Raw genomic sequence first — 18,239 nt, forward strand, 5'->3', positions numbered from 1 at the left:
ACTTATTATGTTACCTGCAAATTCATTGCGTTGTGAAGAACTTTATAAAATCTTAGGATTTTCCAGATTATTAGGGTAAATCATGACCAGCAGCAACGTATAAGTCATACCATTCTTGATTTGTTAAGTCATAATCTAAGTCTGTCATCTGTACAATACGCTCAACATTCATTGTGCCAATAGTGACTTGAATTTTTGCAGGATGATGTAAAATCCAAGCGACGGCGATGCTACTTTTTGTCACATCGTATTTAATGGCTAATGCTTGCAACGTTGCATTCAATTCAGGAAATTGTTCGTTATCGACAAAAACACCACCAAAATAGCCATATTGCAATGGTGACCAAGCTTGAATCGTCATTTTATTGAGACGCGAGTAGGATAAGATATCGCTATTATCCCCAAGAGTATGTGTACTATCAACGTTAACATGCAACTCATTATCAATCATATTGGTATGTTTCAATCCAAATTGTAACTGATTAATTTGTAGTTTTTGCGATAAGGCACTTTGTAACAGCGTCACTTGACCCGGATGCATATTCGACACGCCAAAATAGCGCACCTTGCCAGATTGTTCCAACTGTTGGAAAGCCTCGGCAACATCATCTAAGACCATTAATGCATCTGGACGATGTAACAAAAAGGTATCTAAATAATCTGTTTGTAGCCGACGTAATTCTGTGTCCACTGTCGCTATCAGATGTCGCTTACTAAAATCATAGCGTGGTCCCTTTAAACCATCACCATCAATTTGACCATCAGCCAAAATAACACCAGACTTAGATTGAATATAAATGTCGTGACGGGCAATACCGGTTGTCTTTAATGCATCACCAAATATTTTAGAGCTGCGCCCTGCACCATAAATATCAGCTGTATCAAAAAATTAATGCCATTACCATAAGCTGTCTGAACAATCTTCTGGGCTTCAGATGCAGATTTATCGTTAATCCGCATAACACCTAATGCAACCTTGCTCGCTTGAATATCCGTTTGTCCAATTTGAATTTTTTGCATAATTTTCTCCCTGTTCACGTGCTTTCGCCTACAGTATACACACATCAATGTCAGAGTAGTTAAAATATGACTGCTGAACAAACTAAAAAATGAGCTGTCAAAATGACAACTCATTGATCGTACTTTTAAATATGGCGTGTAGCTTGTAAATACTCTTGTCCACCCATGTATGGCTGCAATACTTCTGGAATCGTCACTGTACCATCCTCATTTTGATAATTCTCTAGAATGGCCGCAATTGTACGTCCAACTGCTAAACCTGAACCATTGAGTGTATGAACAAGTTGTAACTTACCCTGTTCATCACGATAAGTAATATGCATGCGTCGCGCTTGGAAATCTTCGGTATTAGAGACCGAAGAAATTTCACGATAAACTTGCTGTTGTGGCATCCAAACTTCTACATCATAAGTCTTGGCTGCACTAAAGCCCATATCTCCCGTTGACAAAGCAATCACATGGTAAGGCAAACCAAGTTTTTGCAGAATATTTTCCGCATTGGCAGTCATTTTCTCTAATTCATCATATGACTGCTCTGGCTTTGTAAATTTAACCATTTCAACTTTATTAAATTGATGCAAACGAATCAAGCCACGCGTGTCTTTTCCGGCAGCACCCGCTTCTTTTCTAAACGATGGTGACAAGGCTGTAAATTTAATTGGCAAATCTTCAGCAGGCAAAGTTTCACCTGAATAGTAATTCGTCAGTGGCACTTCAGCTGTTGGAATATATGTTTGATCTAAACCAGCTACTCGATACGCATCTTCTTGAAACTTAGGGTATTGTCCCGTACCAAACATCGCTGAATCATTCACAACAATCGGCGTAATCATTTCCGTATAACCTTCTTTACGATGTTCATCCAACATAAAGTTATACACAGCGCGTTCCAAACGCGCACCATCGCCAACGTAATACAAGAAACGCGCACCTGAAACTTTAGCACCACGTTCAAAGTCTAAAATACCCAGTCTTTCACCAATATCATAATGCGCCTTAACCCATTCTGGTGTTGGTGCTAATGCTTGTGGCCGATGACCATAAACCGCTGGTTCCCACTTTCTTTGCTCAACGTTAGCTGCTTCGTCTGGCCCAACCGGTACGTCCTCATGCGCCAAATTAGGCAAATGAGCTGCCAATGATTGTACCTGTTCATCCAATTGCGCTTGTTGCGCGTCCAATGTTTTAATTTCAGCGCCAACTTCTTGCATTTGCGCAATAGCTTCACTTGCATCCTCTTTATGACGCTTAGCAAAGGCAATTTTTTCAGTTACATCATTGCGCTGTGACTTCAGTGATTCAACTTTTTGAATCGTATCACGACGTTGTTGATCAACCGCCAGCAATTCATCTAATTTTTCTGGTGCAACACCACGATCTACTAAACGCTGCTTCGCTTCTTGTGTTGATTTGCGTAAATATTTGATATCTAACATTGATTTTGCTCCCTTTTATCTCAAAATGAAAAGCGCGCTCACATCCCAAAGGGACGAAAGCGCGCTTCCGTGGTACCACCCAACTTTCGTATATCACATTCACAATATACGACACTTCATTCAACCAAATAACGGTGGTAACCGAGTGGCATTACCCACTAAACGATAATTGCTGGAGTTTCGATCGTGTTATTTCTCATCAACCAATAACTTTCTGAAGCGGATCTACTTATGGCAAACTGTAAATTCATTCTAGCTTATTTTAAGCTACTCCGCAAGGTATGGCCAAAAAATAGATGTGGTTATGATGCCAATTCAATCAACATTAGAACTGATCAAGTAATAATTGACGGATTTCTGATAGGCTTGGTTGGCGTGGATTACCAGGTGTGCACTGGTCATTGTAGACTAGATCTGTCAACTTATCCAATGACTTTTCTAAGTCAGCCTTAGATACACCGTTTCCTGATAAGGTAGTATCCACTTCAACACTCTTTACTAATTCTTGAATCTTCTTAATCAAAGCATCAACCAACGCTGCATCGTCCTTACCACTCAAACCAATGTGACGCGCAATATCAGCATAGTCCTTTTGTGCTGTGTAGGTTTCATAACGTGGGTATGGTGTGCGCTTAACGTTACCAGTAACCGCGTTGAAACGAATCACATGTTGCATAGCGATTGAGATAGCCAAACCGTGTGGCAAACCAAATTCGCCACCTGTCTTGTGGGCAAGAGAGTGATTAATACCCAAGAATGAGTTGGCAAATGACATACCAGCTAACGTTGAAGCATAGTGCATCTTTGTACGTGAATACTGTCCTTCTTTTGTCGGATTCTTAGGATCATACTGGTAAGACGCTGTTAAGTTCTCAAAGATTAACTTAATCGCTTGAAGTGCCCATGGCCGTGTGAATTCAGAAGCCATGACAGAAACATAACTTTCAAAGGCGTGTGACAAAGCATCTAATCCTGACAAAGCCACTGTTCGCTTTGGTACTGTCATAACAAACTCAGGATCAACAATTGCAACTTCAGGTGTTAATTCATAATCTGCTAATGGATACTTAACATGCGTATCATCGTCTGTAATGACGGCAAATGGTGTGACTTCTGAACCAGTACCTGATGTCGTTGGAATAGCTACCATCTGCGTCAAGCGTGCATGATAGAACTTCACAATACGCTTACGGATATCCATAAACTTCTGTTGGAGTTCCATAAACAATTCTTTAAGTGCTGCTGTATCTTCAAGGATACCCTCATGACGTGATGAGTATTCATACATGAATCGCGCAATTTTACCAGCATCAAGAGCAGAACCACCGCCCAATAGGATCACTGTATCTGGCTTAAATTCAGCCATTTGACGTGCAATATCAATAGCTTGTGACAATGTTGGATCTGGCTTAACAGAACCATAAATTGATGTCTGGACTTGATCTTGACGCAATTCTAGTTGGCCTAATACACGGTCAACAAATCCAAACTGTACCATACCAGGATCAGCAACAATGAATGCGCGTTGAACGCCTGGCAAATCTTGTAGATAAGTCAAAGCGTTGGATTCGTAATAAACTTCCTTAGGCAAACGTACCCATTGTGGTCGATTACGACGGCGTGCAACAGTCTTAATATTTAGCAAATCATAAGTTGACAAGTTATGTGACAATGAATTCTTCCCCCATGAACCAGTTCCTAGTGTTAATGATGGTCGCATTGCATCTGTATAGATATCACCGACACCACCAATTGAATCAGGTTGATTAACTAGGATACGTGAAGCACCGATAGCATCAGCATATTCCTTAACAAACGGATCATCTTGCGCACCAATTTGGATGGCTGCGTTATGACCAGCACCTTGATAATTCAATAACTTTTGAACAGTTTCGATGGCTTCTTGACGAGTATTCACTTTATAGATTGACAATAATGGGCTCAACTTTTCAGATGAAAGTGCTTCACCGATATTCTTTTGGTCTAATTCAAATAACAAGACATCAGCGTCATCTGGCATCTTTACACCAGCTTGCTCAGCAATCCAACGACCACTCATACCGGCAACTGGTCCGGCTACACCATAGCCCTCAGCATTTGCCTTAAAGACAAAGCTGGCAATCTTATCGTAGTCCTTCTTAGGGACAACATAAGCACCTTGTGCTTGTAACTGTGCTAACACGGCATCGTAAACGGGAGCTTGAATAACTGCTGAGTTTTCAGTGGCACAAATCATACCATTATCGAAACGCTTTGATAATAGCAAATCTTCAACTGCTCGGTCAACATCAACCGTCCCGTCAATATATACAGCACCGTTACCGGCACCAACACCCATTGATGGATTACCTGACTTCAAAGCTGCATTAACCATTGAAGGACCACCGGTTGCCAAAATTGAGGCAATGTGTGGGTTTTGAATTAATGCTGATGTGGCATAAAGTGATGGCTTCTCAATCCACTGAATAAAGTTCTTAGGTGCTCCGGCTGCAACAGCAGCTTCGTAAACCACCTTAGCTGCAAGTACTGACGACTTCTGAGCTTGGGGATGGAAAGCAAAGATAATCGTATTACGTGTCTTCGCTGTTAGCATTGACTTGAAAATAGCTGTAGAAGTTGGGTTGGTCGTTGGCACGATTCCAGCTAGAATACCTAGCGGCGCTGCCAATTCAACCTTTCCTTGGATTTTATCTTCATTAATAACACCAACGGTCTTATCAAATTTAATCGCGTTATAAACAGATTCCGATGCAAAACGATTCTTAGTATCTTTATCTTCAACAACGCCTCGACCTGTTTCATCATGGGCTGCATGAGCTAATCGTAATGAATTTTCAGAACCGGCTAACGCCATAGCTGCGACAATTTCATCAACCTTTTCCTGTGAGAAAGTTGAAAACTCAGTCAAAGCCCTTTGTGATTTTTCAATCAATCCGGCGATCATCGTCTCTGCTTGTTGGGTTAATTCTGCTTTTTCTTCTGGAGTTAAAACCTTTTTTACTGGCTTCTTTGCTGTTGTTTGTACCATAATTTGTACTCCTTTTTATATTGCTCATTTCTTAACAATATAAGTATATATCAGCTTTTTTAAAAAAGCAACTTTTTAATCAAAAAATCTGTGAACGCCTTAATCTGCATGCGCTTTCAACGTTGCTATAATGCTATTTACAGTTTGTAAATAAAGTCACAAAATAAATAGATTTATCTTTTGTATTTGTTCAGTGCAAAAATTTGCTATAATTTTCCTATTGTAACCAAATAAAATAATGTCTCGAAAGGACAATAAAATTATGTATATTGTAGACGGACAATATTTTGAACTCACGTTAAAACAGAAACTATTTTTCTTTGTTATTTCATTAGTCATTAATGCCTTTGGGAACGGTCTTAGTGTCGCAACTGCTATGGGTTCGGCCCCATGGACAGCAGCTGGTGCTAACTTATCCAACGCAACGCAGTGGCCAATTAGTGTTTTTTTGGCCATTATTGCTGTTAGTATTGCTTTGATTAATATGATACTTTTACGCAAAATTGATTGGCCACGATTCTTTGGCAATATCATCTTTGGTCTTTCTTTTAGCTGGCTTGTCGGCGTCTTCTCAAAGCTATTTATTGCGTATGGTATTCAAAATATTTCCTGGACACTACGCTTACCTATAGATATTTTTGCTGTTTTCTTGATTGGTGTCGCCATCTCCATTTACCAACGTGCTAACTGGATTATGCATCCTTTAGATGATTTGACCAATATCCTACGATTCAATTATTTTTTGGTAATGCATCTAAAGCACAAATGAGCAACTTCGTTATTGCGATTACATTATCCCTCATCGCCTTTCTGTTTAGTCATCAACTTGTTGCACTAGGCGTGGGCACTGTTTTTTCATTTCTATTACAAGGTCATAATATCGCTTGGACTGATCGTCATCTCTTCAAACGCCTTGTCCATGGTGATGTTTATAAAAAAGAAGCCTAATAAAAAAGCTAAACAATGTTTAGCTTTTTTGTTAAATAATTCAGTGATTAAATGCTTAATAATTGCATTATTTAAGAAAATATAAGTAATCAAAATCTGTATTGGCACGAAAATAATTTGCTTAATCAAACGTGGTGTAATAAAAGCATAAAATGTTTGCCAATTCGATATTGGATGATACATCATTTGCAACCACAATGTATTTGAAATTAAGTTAATAATGATTGAGACCAAGATGACGGCAATGACAACTCGCAATAACCGTGTATGTTCATAACCATAGTATGCTGTGCCATAAATCAAACCCGCCACAATAGCAGATAAGGTGAAACCAAAAAGAAATTACCATTAGGACTAATAATCGTTGCACCAACGATATCCAAAACCGCTGCAACTAACATCGTCCATAATGGGCCGTACAACTTCGCAATCAAAGATATCGCAACAAACCCGAAGCTAATTCTAAGCATATTAGTACCGACACTTAAGCGCCCTAATACCATATCTAATGCCATCAACAAGGCAAGCACAACCAGCTGCTGTGTCCCTAATTTAGGCAGCGAAAACGACCGAAACAACGTACTTCTATTCATAAATCTGAACCTCCATTTGGAGTGGTTCACCTATTTATTGGTGAATGTGACAATGATATCGCGTAAAGCAACTGCTTCACTTCGTCGATGGCCCACATTCCGTTTCCATCACACTTAACGCATCAAAGTCTACCCCTGTTTATTTTTGTCTCCCGACAAGTCTATTTTAACACGAAAATCCGTACTTTAAATGAATAATCAATGAGAATTTAAGGATTCTATTGAAAATATCCATTTTGAGCATATTATAAGTGTTTTACCATTCGCTTTGCTACAATTAGGGTGTAGTAAAATTTAGCTAGGAGGATATATCAATGCCATTAGATGATAAGATTGACAGCACTAAAGATAAAGTAAGTGGTACTGCTAAGGAAGTCGAAGGTAAGATTACTGACGACAAAGCGCGTGAAGTCGAAGGTAAGGCACAAGGCTTCTTAGGTAAGGCCAAAGATAAACTCAGTGATGCTAAAGATGCAGCTAAGGACTTCGTTGACGATGCGAAAGAAAAAATGGAAGACGCAAAACACAAGTCTGACAAGTAATCGTCATTAATAAAAATAAGAAAAAAGCCTGTTCTTCGATTGAAGGACAGGCTTTTTTATATTATGCTTCGGTTGGAAATAGTGCTGATGCATCTTTTGGTACACGTACAAGATTCAGTGCCACGAGTCTTTCGGCAATCTGAACAGTATTCCAAGCTGCTCCCTTTAATAGATTGTCTGATACAACCCACATATGGAAGCTATCATCATTTTCAACATCTGGTCGTACGCGTCCCACAAAGGTTTCGCGCTTACCTTCCGCATTAATCGGTTGTGGATAAACTTGGTGTGCCGGATCATCTTGCAAAACAACACCATCTGCTGTTGCCAAAGCCTTTTGTATTCCAGCGGCCGTGGCTTGCGTCCCACTCTCTGTTTCAAAGTAGACTGTTTCACCGTGTCCAATTGGAACAGGGACACGTACAGCCGTGGCCGTCACTTTAATTGCCTTGGTATTTTTATCACCAAACATAATCTTCTTGGTTTCATGAATCATTTTCCACTCTTCATGCGTGTAGCCATAATCTTCGAATACATCAATCTGTGGTAATAGATTAAATGCTAATGGATAATGTTGCTTATCCCCTTTGACAGGCAAAATATCAGCCGTCATTTCTTCGCCGTTAATATAAGCTTGCGATTGCGTCATTAACTCCTGCCAAGCAGTTTGACCCGCACCAGAAGCGGCCTGATAAGTAGAAACAATCACGCGCTTCAAGCCAAATTGTTGCTTGATTGGTGCCAAAGCAACCACCATTTGAATTGTTGAACAATTTGGATTAGCAATAATACCATGATGTTGATACAAAGCATCCTCATTTACCTCAGGAACCACCAATGGTACCTGATCATTCATCCGCCAAAAACTAGAGTTATCAACCACCACAGCACCGCGCTTCACAGCTTCCGGTGCAAATTTTTTCGACACCGATCCACCACCTGAAGCCAAAACCAGATCAATACCATCAAAACTCTCTGGTGTTGTTGCTTCTACGACAATATCTTTTTGCTTAAACTGTAAAGTTTTCCCAGCCGAGCGCGTTGAGGCTAACAATTTAATTGATTTTACCGGTACATTGGATTGTTCTAATTGTTGGATTAATCGTGTGCCTACAGCACCGGTTGCACCCAAAATCGCTACATTGTATCCTACTTCTGCCATGATTTTTCTCCTCTATTATCTTTAATCTACTAATATACGATGTAAACGTTCTTGGAAGCCGGTCACAATTTCCCAAGGTGCTAAATCAGCATGCGTCGCCACGTCTTCAAGCGTATTTTCTAATGCACCATCACGGCCAATAAACGTTACTGTCGTCCCGAGTGGATATTCTCTTGGTAAACGAATCATGAGTTGATCCATCGCGACTTGTCCAACAATCGGCACATACTGGCCATCGACAATGACATTAAATCCCATCATCTTTCGTAACCAACCATCGCCGTAACCAATGGGTACAGTGCCAATCCACTCATCATCGGTGGTTGTATATTTATGAGAATAACTGATACCCTCTCCTGCTGGTAATTGCTTCATAAAATTAATTTCGCTACGCAATGTCATCACAGGTTGTAAATCCTTGCCATCATTGAGTTCGCCACGTGATGGTTCCATGCCATAAACGACCGTACCAACGCGCACAACATCATGTGGTACTTCGTCAGCATGATACATTGCCGCACCGGAATTAGCCACATGATAAAATTTAGGGGCTGGTAATCCGTCCGTTAAGGCATGCCAACGTTCTAATTGCTTATGAAAATACGCAACTTCACTAGAATCGGATTCTGAAAAATGTGTAAACAAACCAGTATATTCGAATTTATCTTGATGTTGCTGCAAATAATCTATCGTCTCAGCAAGCGCATCACGATCTCGAAAACCAATGCGCCCCATACCCGTGTCGACCCCAATTGATACCGCTAAACGTTGTTCACCACTCAAATTCTGCGCTGCGGATTTTAACCAATCAAGTGAGACAACTGTTGTGATAATATTTTGAACCGCCATAAGCTCAGCTTGTTCTGCTGGCGAAATGCCTAGAATTATAATTGGCGCAGTAATTCTGGCATCGCGTAATGCCAAGGCTTCATCCATCAAGGCTACGGCTAAGCCATAAGCCCCGCCAGCAACAGCTGCTTGGCTAACTGGTACTAATCCTAAGCCATAACCATTTGATTTCACCGCTAAAAATAACTTTGTAGCGCCCGCTGTTTGTTTGACAACTTCAATATTGTGCTGGATAGCACTTTTAGAAATTTCGATGCGTGTCGGGCGTGTGATTGCTTCAACCATTATTACTCCTCAAAATTTTTATAAAAAACCATAACGGCTCTTGGCAGTTATGGATTCTACATCATCATCGAACTGTCATAGCACCCCGCTAACGCGACAGTCTGCTAGTTATTCACTAACAGCCCAACAACTCGATCCTACAGTATCGGTGTTTCGGCTACATCCCCTTTATCCCTGTTTCACCATGTCTGTAAACATTCCACAGGATACTCATGTCAGTAGCAACCTCTATGATTTTAATCTGTTTTTATTATATTTTAATTAGATTTAGATGTCAAACACGATGACCAAAATATATGAATTTTCTTAATCTTCTTGCTTATAACTTAATGCAGCAACGTTTAATTCTTTATCAACTAATCCTGCCGTAAATGATGATTCGTGACTGACAACGATCAGATTACCTGGGAATTTGCGCAAAGCTTGTTTCAAAGCTTGTTTAGTTTGTTCATCCAAATGATTCGTTGGCTCATCCAAAATCATGAAGTTGCTGGGAACCATTTCCATAATGGCAAGCTTAACCTTGGTCTGCTCACCACCGGATAGTTGTTGCATCGGCTTCATCGCATTTTCTGCGTTAATACCAGCAGCAGCTAAACGCGTACGCAACGCCTTAGGCTCCATCGTCGGAAAGCGATCTTGCATTTCTTGTAGTGGTGTCTTTTGATCATTATCCCATTCCAAATCTTGATCAAAGTAATTAATCTTAGCTGATGGTGAAAATTGTGCTTCACCACCAAGACTAGGAATAACACCCAAAATTGACTTGATCAACGTTGATTTACCCGCACCATTAAAACCTTTAAAGGCAATTTTTTGATGCGTTGTAATACTAAACGTTACGGGTTCAAGAACTGGTGTGACGTATCCAACCGATAGATCAGTTACTGTCAAAGCATTGGCAGACTGACTTTCCACATAAGGAAAATTAAATGAAGCCTTCAAATTTTCAGATGGTGGATCAATTTTATCCATTCGCGCCAACATCTTTTCACGCGAACGCGCTTGCTTTGAAGTACTTGCTCTCGCTTTGTTCTTCGCGATAAACTTTTGGGCTTTATCGATTTCAGCTTGCTGTTTTTCATAAGAACGCAACTGTTGTTCCGTACGTTCTGCCTTTTGGCGCATCGCCTTTTGAAAACTACCACGATATTTATTGATTTTACCAAAGGCAACGTCAATAATTGCGTTAGTGACCTTGTCTAGAAAATCGAAATCGTGCGAAATAATCATTGCTGCACCTTCAAATGATTGCAAGAAATCCTGTAACCATTCAATATGAGAAACATCTAAATAGTTGGTTGGTTCATCTAAAATGATCACATCATCGTTTTCCAAGAGTAACTTTGCCAAAATAACTTTAGCACGCTGCCCACCAGACATCTCTGCCAAGACACGGTCACGACCAATGGCTTCTAATCCCAATCCCGTAATAACACGTTCTATTTGCGTATCAAGTTCGTAGAAATCTGCTGCATCCAATTCTTCCTGCATTCGTGCTGCGCGTTCTAAAAGCTTATCGTCAAAAGTGTTACCATAAGTTGCATATAACTCATTCATACGTGCTTGCTTATCGTACAAATCTTGATAAGCAGTGTGTAAAAAGTCAACGAGTTGCATTTCTTCTGGAATTTCAGCATATTGATCTAAATAACCAATTTTCAAGCCTTTTTGCCATGTTATTTTACCTGATAAAGGTAATTCTTGGCCTGTCAAGATCTTGATAAGTGTTGATTTACCAGCGCCATTTTGCCCAACAATGCCCATATGTTCATTGAGATTAAGGGTAAATTCAGCGTCTTCATATAATGTTTTTTCTGCGTAGGCCATTGATAGGCCACTTACTTCTAATAATGCCATGTTCCCATTGTACCCTATTTTCCAGCTGATACCGTAATGTTTTTCATGAAATTTCAGATAACATGACATGGCTTCATGCTACAATAAATATATTATGAAACCACGTAAATTAAATCTCAAAACAATTCCAGCTCGTAATATTGATCGCGCCTATCGCTTTTGGCGAGATGTCTTTGATTTACCGCAGTCCGGACATGAATCACAACGCCATTTAACAATTGATGGCCAAGATATTCAATTTGTTGTTGGAGAACCCACTGCTGATATTGAATTACTTGTCCGCGATCATCAAGATGTTCTCAAAGCGCACTTGCGTAATAACTTTATTCAAATCGTGCATAGCGATACACGTTTCAACCACAAAATCGCCTTTCAAATCTACGATTCAGAACATAATTTAATCACAATTGAAGCCAATCAATAAAAAGGAGCAGATTAACTGCTCCTTTTTATAAGGAAATAAATATACTAAAGTACATTAACCCCGCACCCACAAGGACAAAAACATGCCAATAAACATGACCCATTGGAATTTTGGGAACCAAATAGAAAATCGTGCCAAGAGAGTAAACAATACCACCAGCTAATAATAACCAGAAAGCTGTATGCGATAAAATCCCCCACAATACTGGCATAGCTAAAATAATCAGCCAACCCATGACAAGATAAATTGTTACCGATACCCATGGCCACCGCCCAACAAAAAATAAATCATAAGTCAGGCCAGCAATAGTTAATGCTAGAATGGCACCCCAAATACTCCATCCAATCCAATTCCCCAGCAGTAACCATGTATAGGGGGTATAGGTGCCTAAGATGACAAGATAAATTCCAGCATGATCAAAAAATTGAAATACTTTTGCAGCTTTTGTAAAAATCAATGAATGAAATAATGTTGATGCCAATAAAAAGAAACCAACCGTACCAATATAGATTGCAATGGCAACAACTTCAAGAACACTAACTGGTTCTCTGAAAATATGTAATATTAACGCTATACCACCAATAACCGCCATAATAAATCCCAAGCCGTGCGTGACAGCATTGAGCACTTCATAGACGATCTGATATGTCTTTGATCGTTTCATCGTTCTGTTCACCGCCTCAACCAATTTACTATATTTTAACCTATTTCGATAGCATTATGCAGTCAACCATTATCTAGCATGTGCATTAACTGACATCTACGCACATTTTGATAGTGTACCTTGCTATACTAAATGCATTGTGCATTATACTAATTTAACAGAAAGATCATAACTCATCATGAAAAAAGCGTCCGGTCACAGTCCATTGTTACTCTTGAGTATCGTTTTTGTTGCGGCAAATATGCGTTTGCCTATCACATTGATGCCACCGTTGCTTGATACAATTAAGCAAACCTTCCATATTCCAACTGCTTTATCTGGCCTCTTAACAACCATTCCGCTATTAACTTTTGCCATCATGTCACCCTTCATTGCTAAACTAGGAAAACGCTTTGGCAATGAAGTTATCATCTATATTTTGTTAATTGTTCTTGCCATTGGTAGTGCTGTTCGCATTATCCCCGATGTGATTGCTCTTTTTTAGGTACATTATTCATTGCCATTGGTATTGATGGCGGTAACGTCTTAATACCAGCTGTTATTAAAGATCATTATGCCCATCGTACCGAAGCAATCACCGCAATTTTCACAATGTCAATGCTTATTGTGGGTGCCTTGGGTACTGGTTTAGCTGGTTGGCTGATTGCACGAACAACATTGTCATGGACATTAGGGTTACTCTCAATCATTGCCATCATCAATTTGATCCTTTGGTTCCCCAATTTACACTATCGTCAGACTCAGAACATATCGACAACCGCCACAGCAACCGCAGCACCCGGAGATTCCCCTTCTGTTTGGCGATTACCGACAGCGTGGTTAATTACGTTATTTTTCGGTCTGCAGTCACTTGTTTTTTACTCTTTACTCACTTGGTTACCTAGTATCCTAACAACGCAAGGCTTTTCTACAATTGAAGCTGGTAATATCGCGACCATCATGCAAGTTGGCACTTTACCCGCAGCGATTTTAGTGCCAATGTTGGTTCGTTATCACTATGGGGTACCATCTATACTCGGCCTGGTATTCATTGGCCTGTCTTTAGCGGTCGTCGGGTTATTACTGCCAATACAATCGCTCCTCATACACATGATATTGGCATTTTTAATCGGTCTTGGCTGTGGTGCATCCTTTAATTTAGCTATCATCTTTTTCACAAGTAAGACACAAACCGGGCATCAAACAGCAGACTTATCTGGCATGGCTCAATCTGCTGGCTATTTATTAGCTGCATTTGGCCCTTTGGCTTTTGGATTACTACAATCATTAACATCTTCATGGATCAGTACCATATTAACTATTGCTATATTGTCAGTTATTTTAGTGCTATGTGGCATCTCGATTCATCGTCGTGATACTATTATGCAACAAAAAACGCAGTGATTACACTGCGTTTTTTGATCGGTTAATAACTCTTGTATCGTTGTTTCAAAACTTTTAGGTCGCGTCATTGGTGCATACCGTTTAAACAATTTACCCTCACGATCAATGAGAAACTTCGTAAAGTTCCATTTTATCGGTCCTTTTCCTGAAACTTTTTTAAGTATACAAATAACGGATCGGCATCAGCTCCATTAACTCGTACTTGCTGTGTCATTGGAAATGTCACCCCAAAATGTAACCGACAATAGTCGTTCGTCTCTTCATTTGTTGCCAATTCTTGATGAAATTGATTGGACGGGATACCAATAATTTCAAGACCTAAACCATGATATTGCTGATATAACATTTCTAGCTCTTCCAATTGTGGCGCAAAACCACATTTACTCGCCGTGTTCACAATAAGTATTACCTTACCTTGATAGCTAGATAACTTAATACGTTGTCCACTCATCTCTGTTAGTTCAAAATCGTAGATTGCCATATTGATTAACCTTTCTTATCCATATCATTAGCAAACAACTCAATCCCAACTTCATTTTAACGAAATCTCTTTCACAATACGAATTAAAACTACGGGTTATTTCATAAATATTGTGATATAATGAACATAAAAAAGACAAGAAAGAGGTAATTTCATGAGTAAAGTTGCATTAGTCACTGGTGCTGGACAAGGTATTGGCGCTTCAATTGCTATGCGTTTAGCCAATGATGGTTTTGCAGTCGCATTGGTTGGTAGAACATTAAGCAAGGTTCAAGATGTTGCTGATAAAATCACAAGCAACGGTCAAAAAGCTGTCGCTATCGCTGCAGATGTACAAAATCGTGATGATATGTTCCGCGCAGTAAATGAAGCAACCGAACAACTCGGTGATTTCAATGTGATTGTCAATAATGCTGGCGTTGCGCCTACAACACCAATTATGGAAGTAAACCAAGACACTTTAGACAGTACTTGGAAAATTAATGTTGGTGGTACAATTTGGGGTACCCAAGCTGCTGTTGAAAAGATGCGTGCTTTAGGTCATGGTGGTAAAATTATCAACGCCACTTCTCAAGCTGGTGTCCTTGGCAATCCCAACCTGACTGTTTATGGCTCAACAAAATTTGCTATTCGTGGTATTACACAAACAACTGCACGTGAATTGGCGGCTGACAACATTACAGTCAACGCATTTGCACCCGGTATCGTTAAAACACCTATGATGAACGATATCGCACAAAAAGTAGCAGATAATGCAGGTAAAGACTTTGACTGGGGTATGCAACAATTTGCACAAGATATTTCTTTGAAGCGCTTAGCAGAACCAGAAGACATTGCTAACGCCGTTGCCTTCTTAGCAAGCAAAGATTCAGATTACGTTACTGGCCAAACACTGATTGTTGACGGTGGTATGGTTTTCCAATAAGAATATATTCACCAACCATGACTATTTCTAATCGTCATGGTTTTTTATTGCCCAACCCTTTTTCTGGACGTATATCAGTAGACATTGTTACACTGAAAGCAAGATGATGGTAAAAGGAGGACTGTACTTTTGAAATATGAAGCACTTACAGATAACCAAGCCAAACAAGCACTGATACAATTTGGCCCCAATCGCTTAAATGAAGCACCACCTGAATCTATAGTTCATAAAATAGTCAAGCACGTTCGTGAACTCCCTTCTCTGGTCTTGCTTTTTGCACTGATTTTATCGTTTTATATGGTTCTTGCAGGCCATGGACAGTGGCTTGAGGTGATTGTCATTGCCGGTGTTTTACTCCTCAATATCGGTCTGGGCATGTATCAAGAACACGCAGCCGCTGTATCGTTAGCCAGCTTACAAGAATTTAGTATTCAAGAAGTTCTGGTATTACGCCGTGCAACAGCGGATGCTATGCCTCAAACAATCAAAATCTCAGCTGAAAATATCGTTCCCGGTGATATTTTGTCATTGAAAGCTGGCGATAAAATATCTGCCGATGCTGTATTAGTCAAAGCAGAGAACTTTAACGTTGATGAATCTATTCTAACTGGTGAAAGTGAATCAGTGACTAAAGCAGTCACTGATGACATTTATTCAGGAACACACATTGTTAGTGGTTCTGCTTTAGCAAAGGTAACAGCGACTGGTATGTCAACTCAAATTGGTAATATTGCAGAAAGCTTATCTGAGAATACTGTGCAAGAGACTAATTTGAACAAAAAATGAATCAATTGATTCGTTATCTTAGCGTTATTGCCTTAATATCTGGTATTGCAATTGTTGTGTTACTACAGATTTATCAAGAGAGCTTTACCGAAGCATTATTAGCAGGAATCGCCCTTGCCGTAGCAGCTGTTCCAGAAACATTACCAGTCATTGTTACGATTAGTTTTGCTGTTGGTATTACACGAATTGCTCGGCGTCAAGCACTTGTTACAAGAGTTAGCGCTGTGGAAACAGTTGGTAATATTGATATTATTTGTTCCGATAAAACCGGTACCCTAACACAAAATAAAATGACCATTGTTAATTTTTGGACTGTATCTGATGGTAATATTTCACTTCAAAATGATCTTTCTCAAAATAGCGCGTTACAATATTTATTACTCAATACTGATGCCGTTTTTCAAGATGAGCAAATTTTAGGAGATGCCACTGAACAATCTATTTTGAAGTTAGCTGCTGAACATCATTTAAAACGACAAGACTTGGAAATCACTTATCCTCGAATTGCCGAATTGCCTTTTGATTCGGCACATAAATATATGGTCACCATTCATCAACTAAACGATGAAGAAAATTTACTACTTGTTAAAGGGGCACCAGAAAGTGTTCCGCTCCGTCAAAATATTTTGCCTGAACAACTCATCAATGAATGGAGTCGTCAAGGTCAACGTATTTTAGCCTTGAGCGCACGACGTATTCCACGAGACAGTGATTGGCGTGATTATCTTCAAGGTTTGCCACTAACCGCTATGATTGGTATTATGGATCCACCGAAATCAGGTGTTGCTGAAGCTATTCAGCAATTCCATCAAGCTGGTATTCGCACGATTATGATTACGGGCGATCACGTTAAAACAGCAATTGCCATCGCTAAACAGCTACATATTTATCGAAACGGTGATCTCGCATTAACAGGCCAAGATATCAGCGACCTTTCAGATCAAGCGCTGAGTCAGCGACTCACGAAAGCAACTGTTTTTGCACGTGTTACACCCCAAGATAAAATTCGACTCGTACGTTTGTTGCAAGAGCGGGGGCATACTGTGGCAATGACTGGGGATGGTGTCAATGATGCCCCAGCCTTAAAACAAGCCAATGTCGGTATTGCAATGGAACAGACTGGTACTGATGTTGCTAAAGAAGCCTCGGATGTTATTTTAATGGATGATAATTTCACGACTATTGTACCGGCTATTGCCGGTGGCCGTGGTATTCATAATAATATTATGAAAGCGACTGAGTTTCTAGTTGGTGTAAACTTTGCTCAAATTTTATTGATGTTAATTATGACATTTATCACACAATCACCACTACTAACAGCAACACAACTGTTAGTCATCAATATTTTGGCAGACGGTATTCCTGGCTTTTTCCTTGCCTACGAACAACCCGAAAAAACATTCTCGATGCTCCACCACTTCGCAATCAGTCTGTATTTGGTGGCGGATTAGGTCACCGGTTAGCTTTTAGAGCAACAGCGTATACATTTATTCTACTCATACTCTATGTGATAACAGATATGTTAGGTTATAGCCTAGCTGTCAGCCAAACGATGAGCTTCTTAGTTCTCGGTCTCGGATCGATTATTGATATATATGCTATTAAAACAAGAGCACCCTTGACTTTAAGCGCAATCGCTCGTAATATCCGCTTAAATATTGCAGTTATTGTGGCAGTTATCATCATGATATCTACTGCTATCATACCTATCTTAAGAGAGGCGTTATCATTAACAACTTTAGATGGACAGGCTTGGGTCATCTGTACGATTGCCATTTTCCTACCTTTAGTCTTATTGGAAACACGCAAACGTTGGGTACTAGCTGCTCATACCCGTTAAAAGTAATAAAAAA

16 protein-coding genes, 3 pseudogenes and 2 riboswitches are annotated in these 18,239 nt (G+C 39.8%); of the genes and pseudogenes, 9 read left to right on the top strand and 10 right to left on the bottom strand.

The features are described 5' to 3' along the window. Nucleotides 1-70: 70 nt before the first annotated feature. The 3 genes and pseudogenes from LEUFL_RS11825 to adhE form a co-directional block, all read right to left on the bottom strand. Nucleotides 71-1,020 (bottom strand): annotated as a pseudogene (locus tag LEUFL_RS11825) (aldo/keto reductase). 125 nt (nucleotides 1,021-1,145) lie between these two features. Continuing rightward, nucleotides 1,146-2,456, bottom strand: a complete 1,311-nt coding sequence (gene serS / locus LEUFL_RS0106275; RefSeq protein WP_010008241.1) for a serine--tRNA ligase — start codon at nucleotides 2,454-2,456, stop codon at nucleotides 1,146-1,148. 325 nt (nucleotides 2,457-2,781) lie between these two features. After that, nucleotides 2,782-5,484: a bifunctional acetaldehyde-CoA/alcohol dehydrogenase gene (gene adhE / locus LEUFL_RS0106280; protein ID WP_010008243.1), complete on the bottom strand. Its 2,703-nt coding sequence runs from the start codon at nucleotides 5,482-5,484 to the stop codon at nucleotides 2,782-2,784. A 262-nt stretch (nucleotides 5,485-5,746) separates the two neighbouring features. Here adhE and LEUFL_RS11830 point away from each other — a divergent pair. Continuing rightward, a pseudogene (locus LEUFL_RS11830) lies at nucleotides 5,747-6,432 on the top strand (DUF6198 family protein). On the opposite strand, the gene LEUFL_RS13415 reads toward LEUFL_RS11830, so the two are convergent. After that, nucleotides 6,349-6,735, bottom strand: a complete 387-nt coding sequence (locus LEUFL_RS13415; RefSeq protein ID WP_308736782.1) for an ECF transporter S component family protein — start codon at nucleotides 6,733-6,735, stop codon at nucleotides 6,349-6,351. The pseudogene LEUFL_RS11830 and the gene LEUFL_RS13415 sit on opposite strands and share 84 nt — an antisense overlap. Then, on the bottom strand, nucleotides 6,732-7,025 hold the full coding sequence (locus LEUFL_RS13420; RefSeq protein ID WP_308736781.1) for an ECF transporter S component family protein: 294 nt from the start codon (nucleotides 7,023-7,025) through the stop codon (nucleotides 6,732-6,734). The genes LEUFL_RS13415 and LEUFL_RS13420 overlap by 4 nt, the downstream gene beginning before the upstream one ends. Before the next feature lie 36 nt (nucleotides 7,026-7,061). Beyond that, nucleotides 7,062-7,164, bottom strand: a riboswitch (THF riboswitch). 175 nt (nucleotides 7,165-7,339) lie between these two features. Here LEUFL_RS13420 and LEUFL_RS0106295 point away from each other — a divergent pair. Beyond that, a complete protein-coding gene (locus LEUFL_RS0106295; protein WP_010008249.1) occupies nucleotides 7,340-7,567 on the top strand; it encodes a CsbD family protein in 228 nt (75 codons plus the stop codon). 61 nt (nucleotides 7,568-7,628) lie between these two features. On the opposite strand, the gene LEUFL_RS0106300 is transcribed toward LEUFL_RS0106295, so the two are convergent. From LEUFL_RS0106300 to LEUFL_RS0106310, 3 genes are all read right to left on the bottom strand, one after another. After that, nucleotides 7,629-8,729 (bottom strand): aspartate-semialdehyde dehydrogenase, encoded by a 1,101-nt coding sequence (locus LEUFL_RS0106300; RefSeq protein ID WP_010008250.1) that lies wholly within the window; start codon nucleotides 8,727-8,729, stop codon nucleotides 7,629-7,631. 21 nt (nucleotides 8,730-8,750) lie between these two features. Continuing rightward, nucleotides 8,751-9,863: an alanine racemase gene (gene alr, locus LEUFL_RS0106305; RefSeq protein ID WP_010008251.1), complete on the bottom strand. Its 1,113-nt coding sequence runs from the start codon at nucleotides 9,861-9,863 to the stop codon at nucleotides 8,751-8,753. A gap of 70 nt (nucleotides 9,864-9,933) precedes the next feature. Next, nucleotides 9,934-10,102, bottom strand: a riboswitch (Lysine riboswitch). A 67-nt stretch (nucleotides 10,103-10,169) separates the two neighbouring features. After that, a complete protein-coding gene (locus LEUFL_RS0106310) occupies nucleotides 10,170-11,723 on the bottom strand; it encodes an ABC-F family ATP-binding cassette domain-containing protein (RefSeq protein WP_010008253.1) in 1,554 nt (517 codons plus the stop codon). Nucleotides 11,724-11,817: 94 nt separating this feature from the next. Here LEUFL_RS0106310 and LEUFL_RS0106315 point away from each other — a divergent pair, with 94 nt between their 5' ends. Further along, a complete protein-coding gene (locus LEUFL_RS0106315) occupies nucleotides 11,818-12,147 on the top strand; it encodes a VOC family protein (RefSeq protein ID WP_010008254.1) in 330 nt (109 codons plus the stop codon). A gap of 25 nt (nucleotides 12,148-12,172) precedes the next feature. Here LEUFL_RS0106315 and trhA read toward each other — a convergent pair whose 3' ends face one another. Continuing rightward, nucleotides 12,173-12,811, bottom strand: coding sequence for a PAQR family membrane homeostasis protein TrhA (gene trhA, locus LEUFL_RS0106320; protein WP_010008255.1), 639 nt, complete (start codon nucleotides 12,809-12,811; stop codon nucleotides 12,173-12,175). 178 nt (nucleotides 12,812-12,989) lie between these two features. On the opposite strand from trhA, the gene LEUFL_RS13215 reads away from it, so the two are divergent. Next, nucleotides 12,990-13,295, top strand: coding sequence for an MFS transporter (locus LEUFL_RS13215; RefSeq protein ID WP_050792583.1), 306 nt, complete (start codon nucleotides 12,990-12,992; stop codon nucleotides 13,293-13,295). Nucleotides 13,296-13,351: 56 nt separating this feature from the next. Beyond that, on the top strand, nucleotides 13,352-14,194 hold the full coding sequence (locus LEUFL_RS11840; RefSeq protein WP_237697917.1) for an MFS transporter: 843 nt from the start codon (nucleotides 13,352-13,354) through the stop codon (nucleotides 14,192-14,194). Here the strand turns inward: LEUFL_RS11840 and LEUFL_RS11845 are convergent. Next, nucleotides 14,155-14,675: pseudogene (locus LEUFL_RS11845) on the bottom strand (glutathione peroxidase). The gene LEUFL_RS11840 and the pseudogene LEUFL_RS11845 sit on opposite strands and share 40 nt — an antisense overlap. A gap of 154 nt (nucleotides 14,676-14,829) precedes the next feature. On the opposite strand from LEUFL_RS11845, the gene LEUFL_RS0106335 reads away from it, so the two are divergent. From LEUFL_RS0106335 to LEUFL_RS12945, 4 genes are all read left to right on the top strand, one after another. Beyond that, nucleotides 14,830-15,600, top strand: a complete 771-nt coding sequence (locus tag LEUFL_RS0106335) for a (S)-acetoin forming diacetyl reductase (RefSeq protein ID WP_010008258.1) — start codon at nucleotides 14,830-14,832, stop codon at nucleotides 15,598-15,600. A gap of 129 nt (nucleotides 15,601-15,729) precedes the next feature. Beyond that, nucleotides 15,730-16,386 carry a P-type ATPase actuator domain-containing protein gene (locus tag LEUFL_RS13625; protein WP_050792585.1) on the top strand — a complete coding sequence of 219 codons (657 nt, stop codon included), beginning with the start codon at nucleotides 15,730-15,732 and terminating at the stop codon, nucleotides 16,384-16,386. Next, entirely contained in the window at nucleotides 16,383-17,837 is a 1,455-nt protein-coding gene (locus tag LEUFL_RS12510; RefSeq protein WP_050792586.1) for an HAD-IC family P-type ATPase, read from the top strand. Before LEUFL_RS13625 ends, LEUFL_RS12510 begins: the two co-directional genes overlap by 4 nt. Continuing rightward, nucleotides 17,786-18,226, top strand: coding sequence for a cation transporting ATPase C-terminal domain-containing protein (locus LEUFL_RS12945; protein ID WP_237697918.1), 441 nt, complete (start codon nucleotides 17,786-17,788; stop codon nucleotides 18,224-18,226). Before LEUFL_RS12510 ends, LEUFL_RS12945 begins: the two co-directional genes overlap by 52 nt. The last annotated feature ends 13 nt before the right edge of the window (nucleotides 18,227-18,239 follow it).

Source organism: Leuconostoc fallax KCTC 3537 (assembly GCF_000165675.1).
Classification (GTDB): Bacteria; Bacillota; Bacilli; order Lactobacillales; family Lactobacillaceae; genus Leuconostoc_B; species Leuconostoc_B fallax.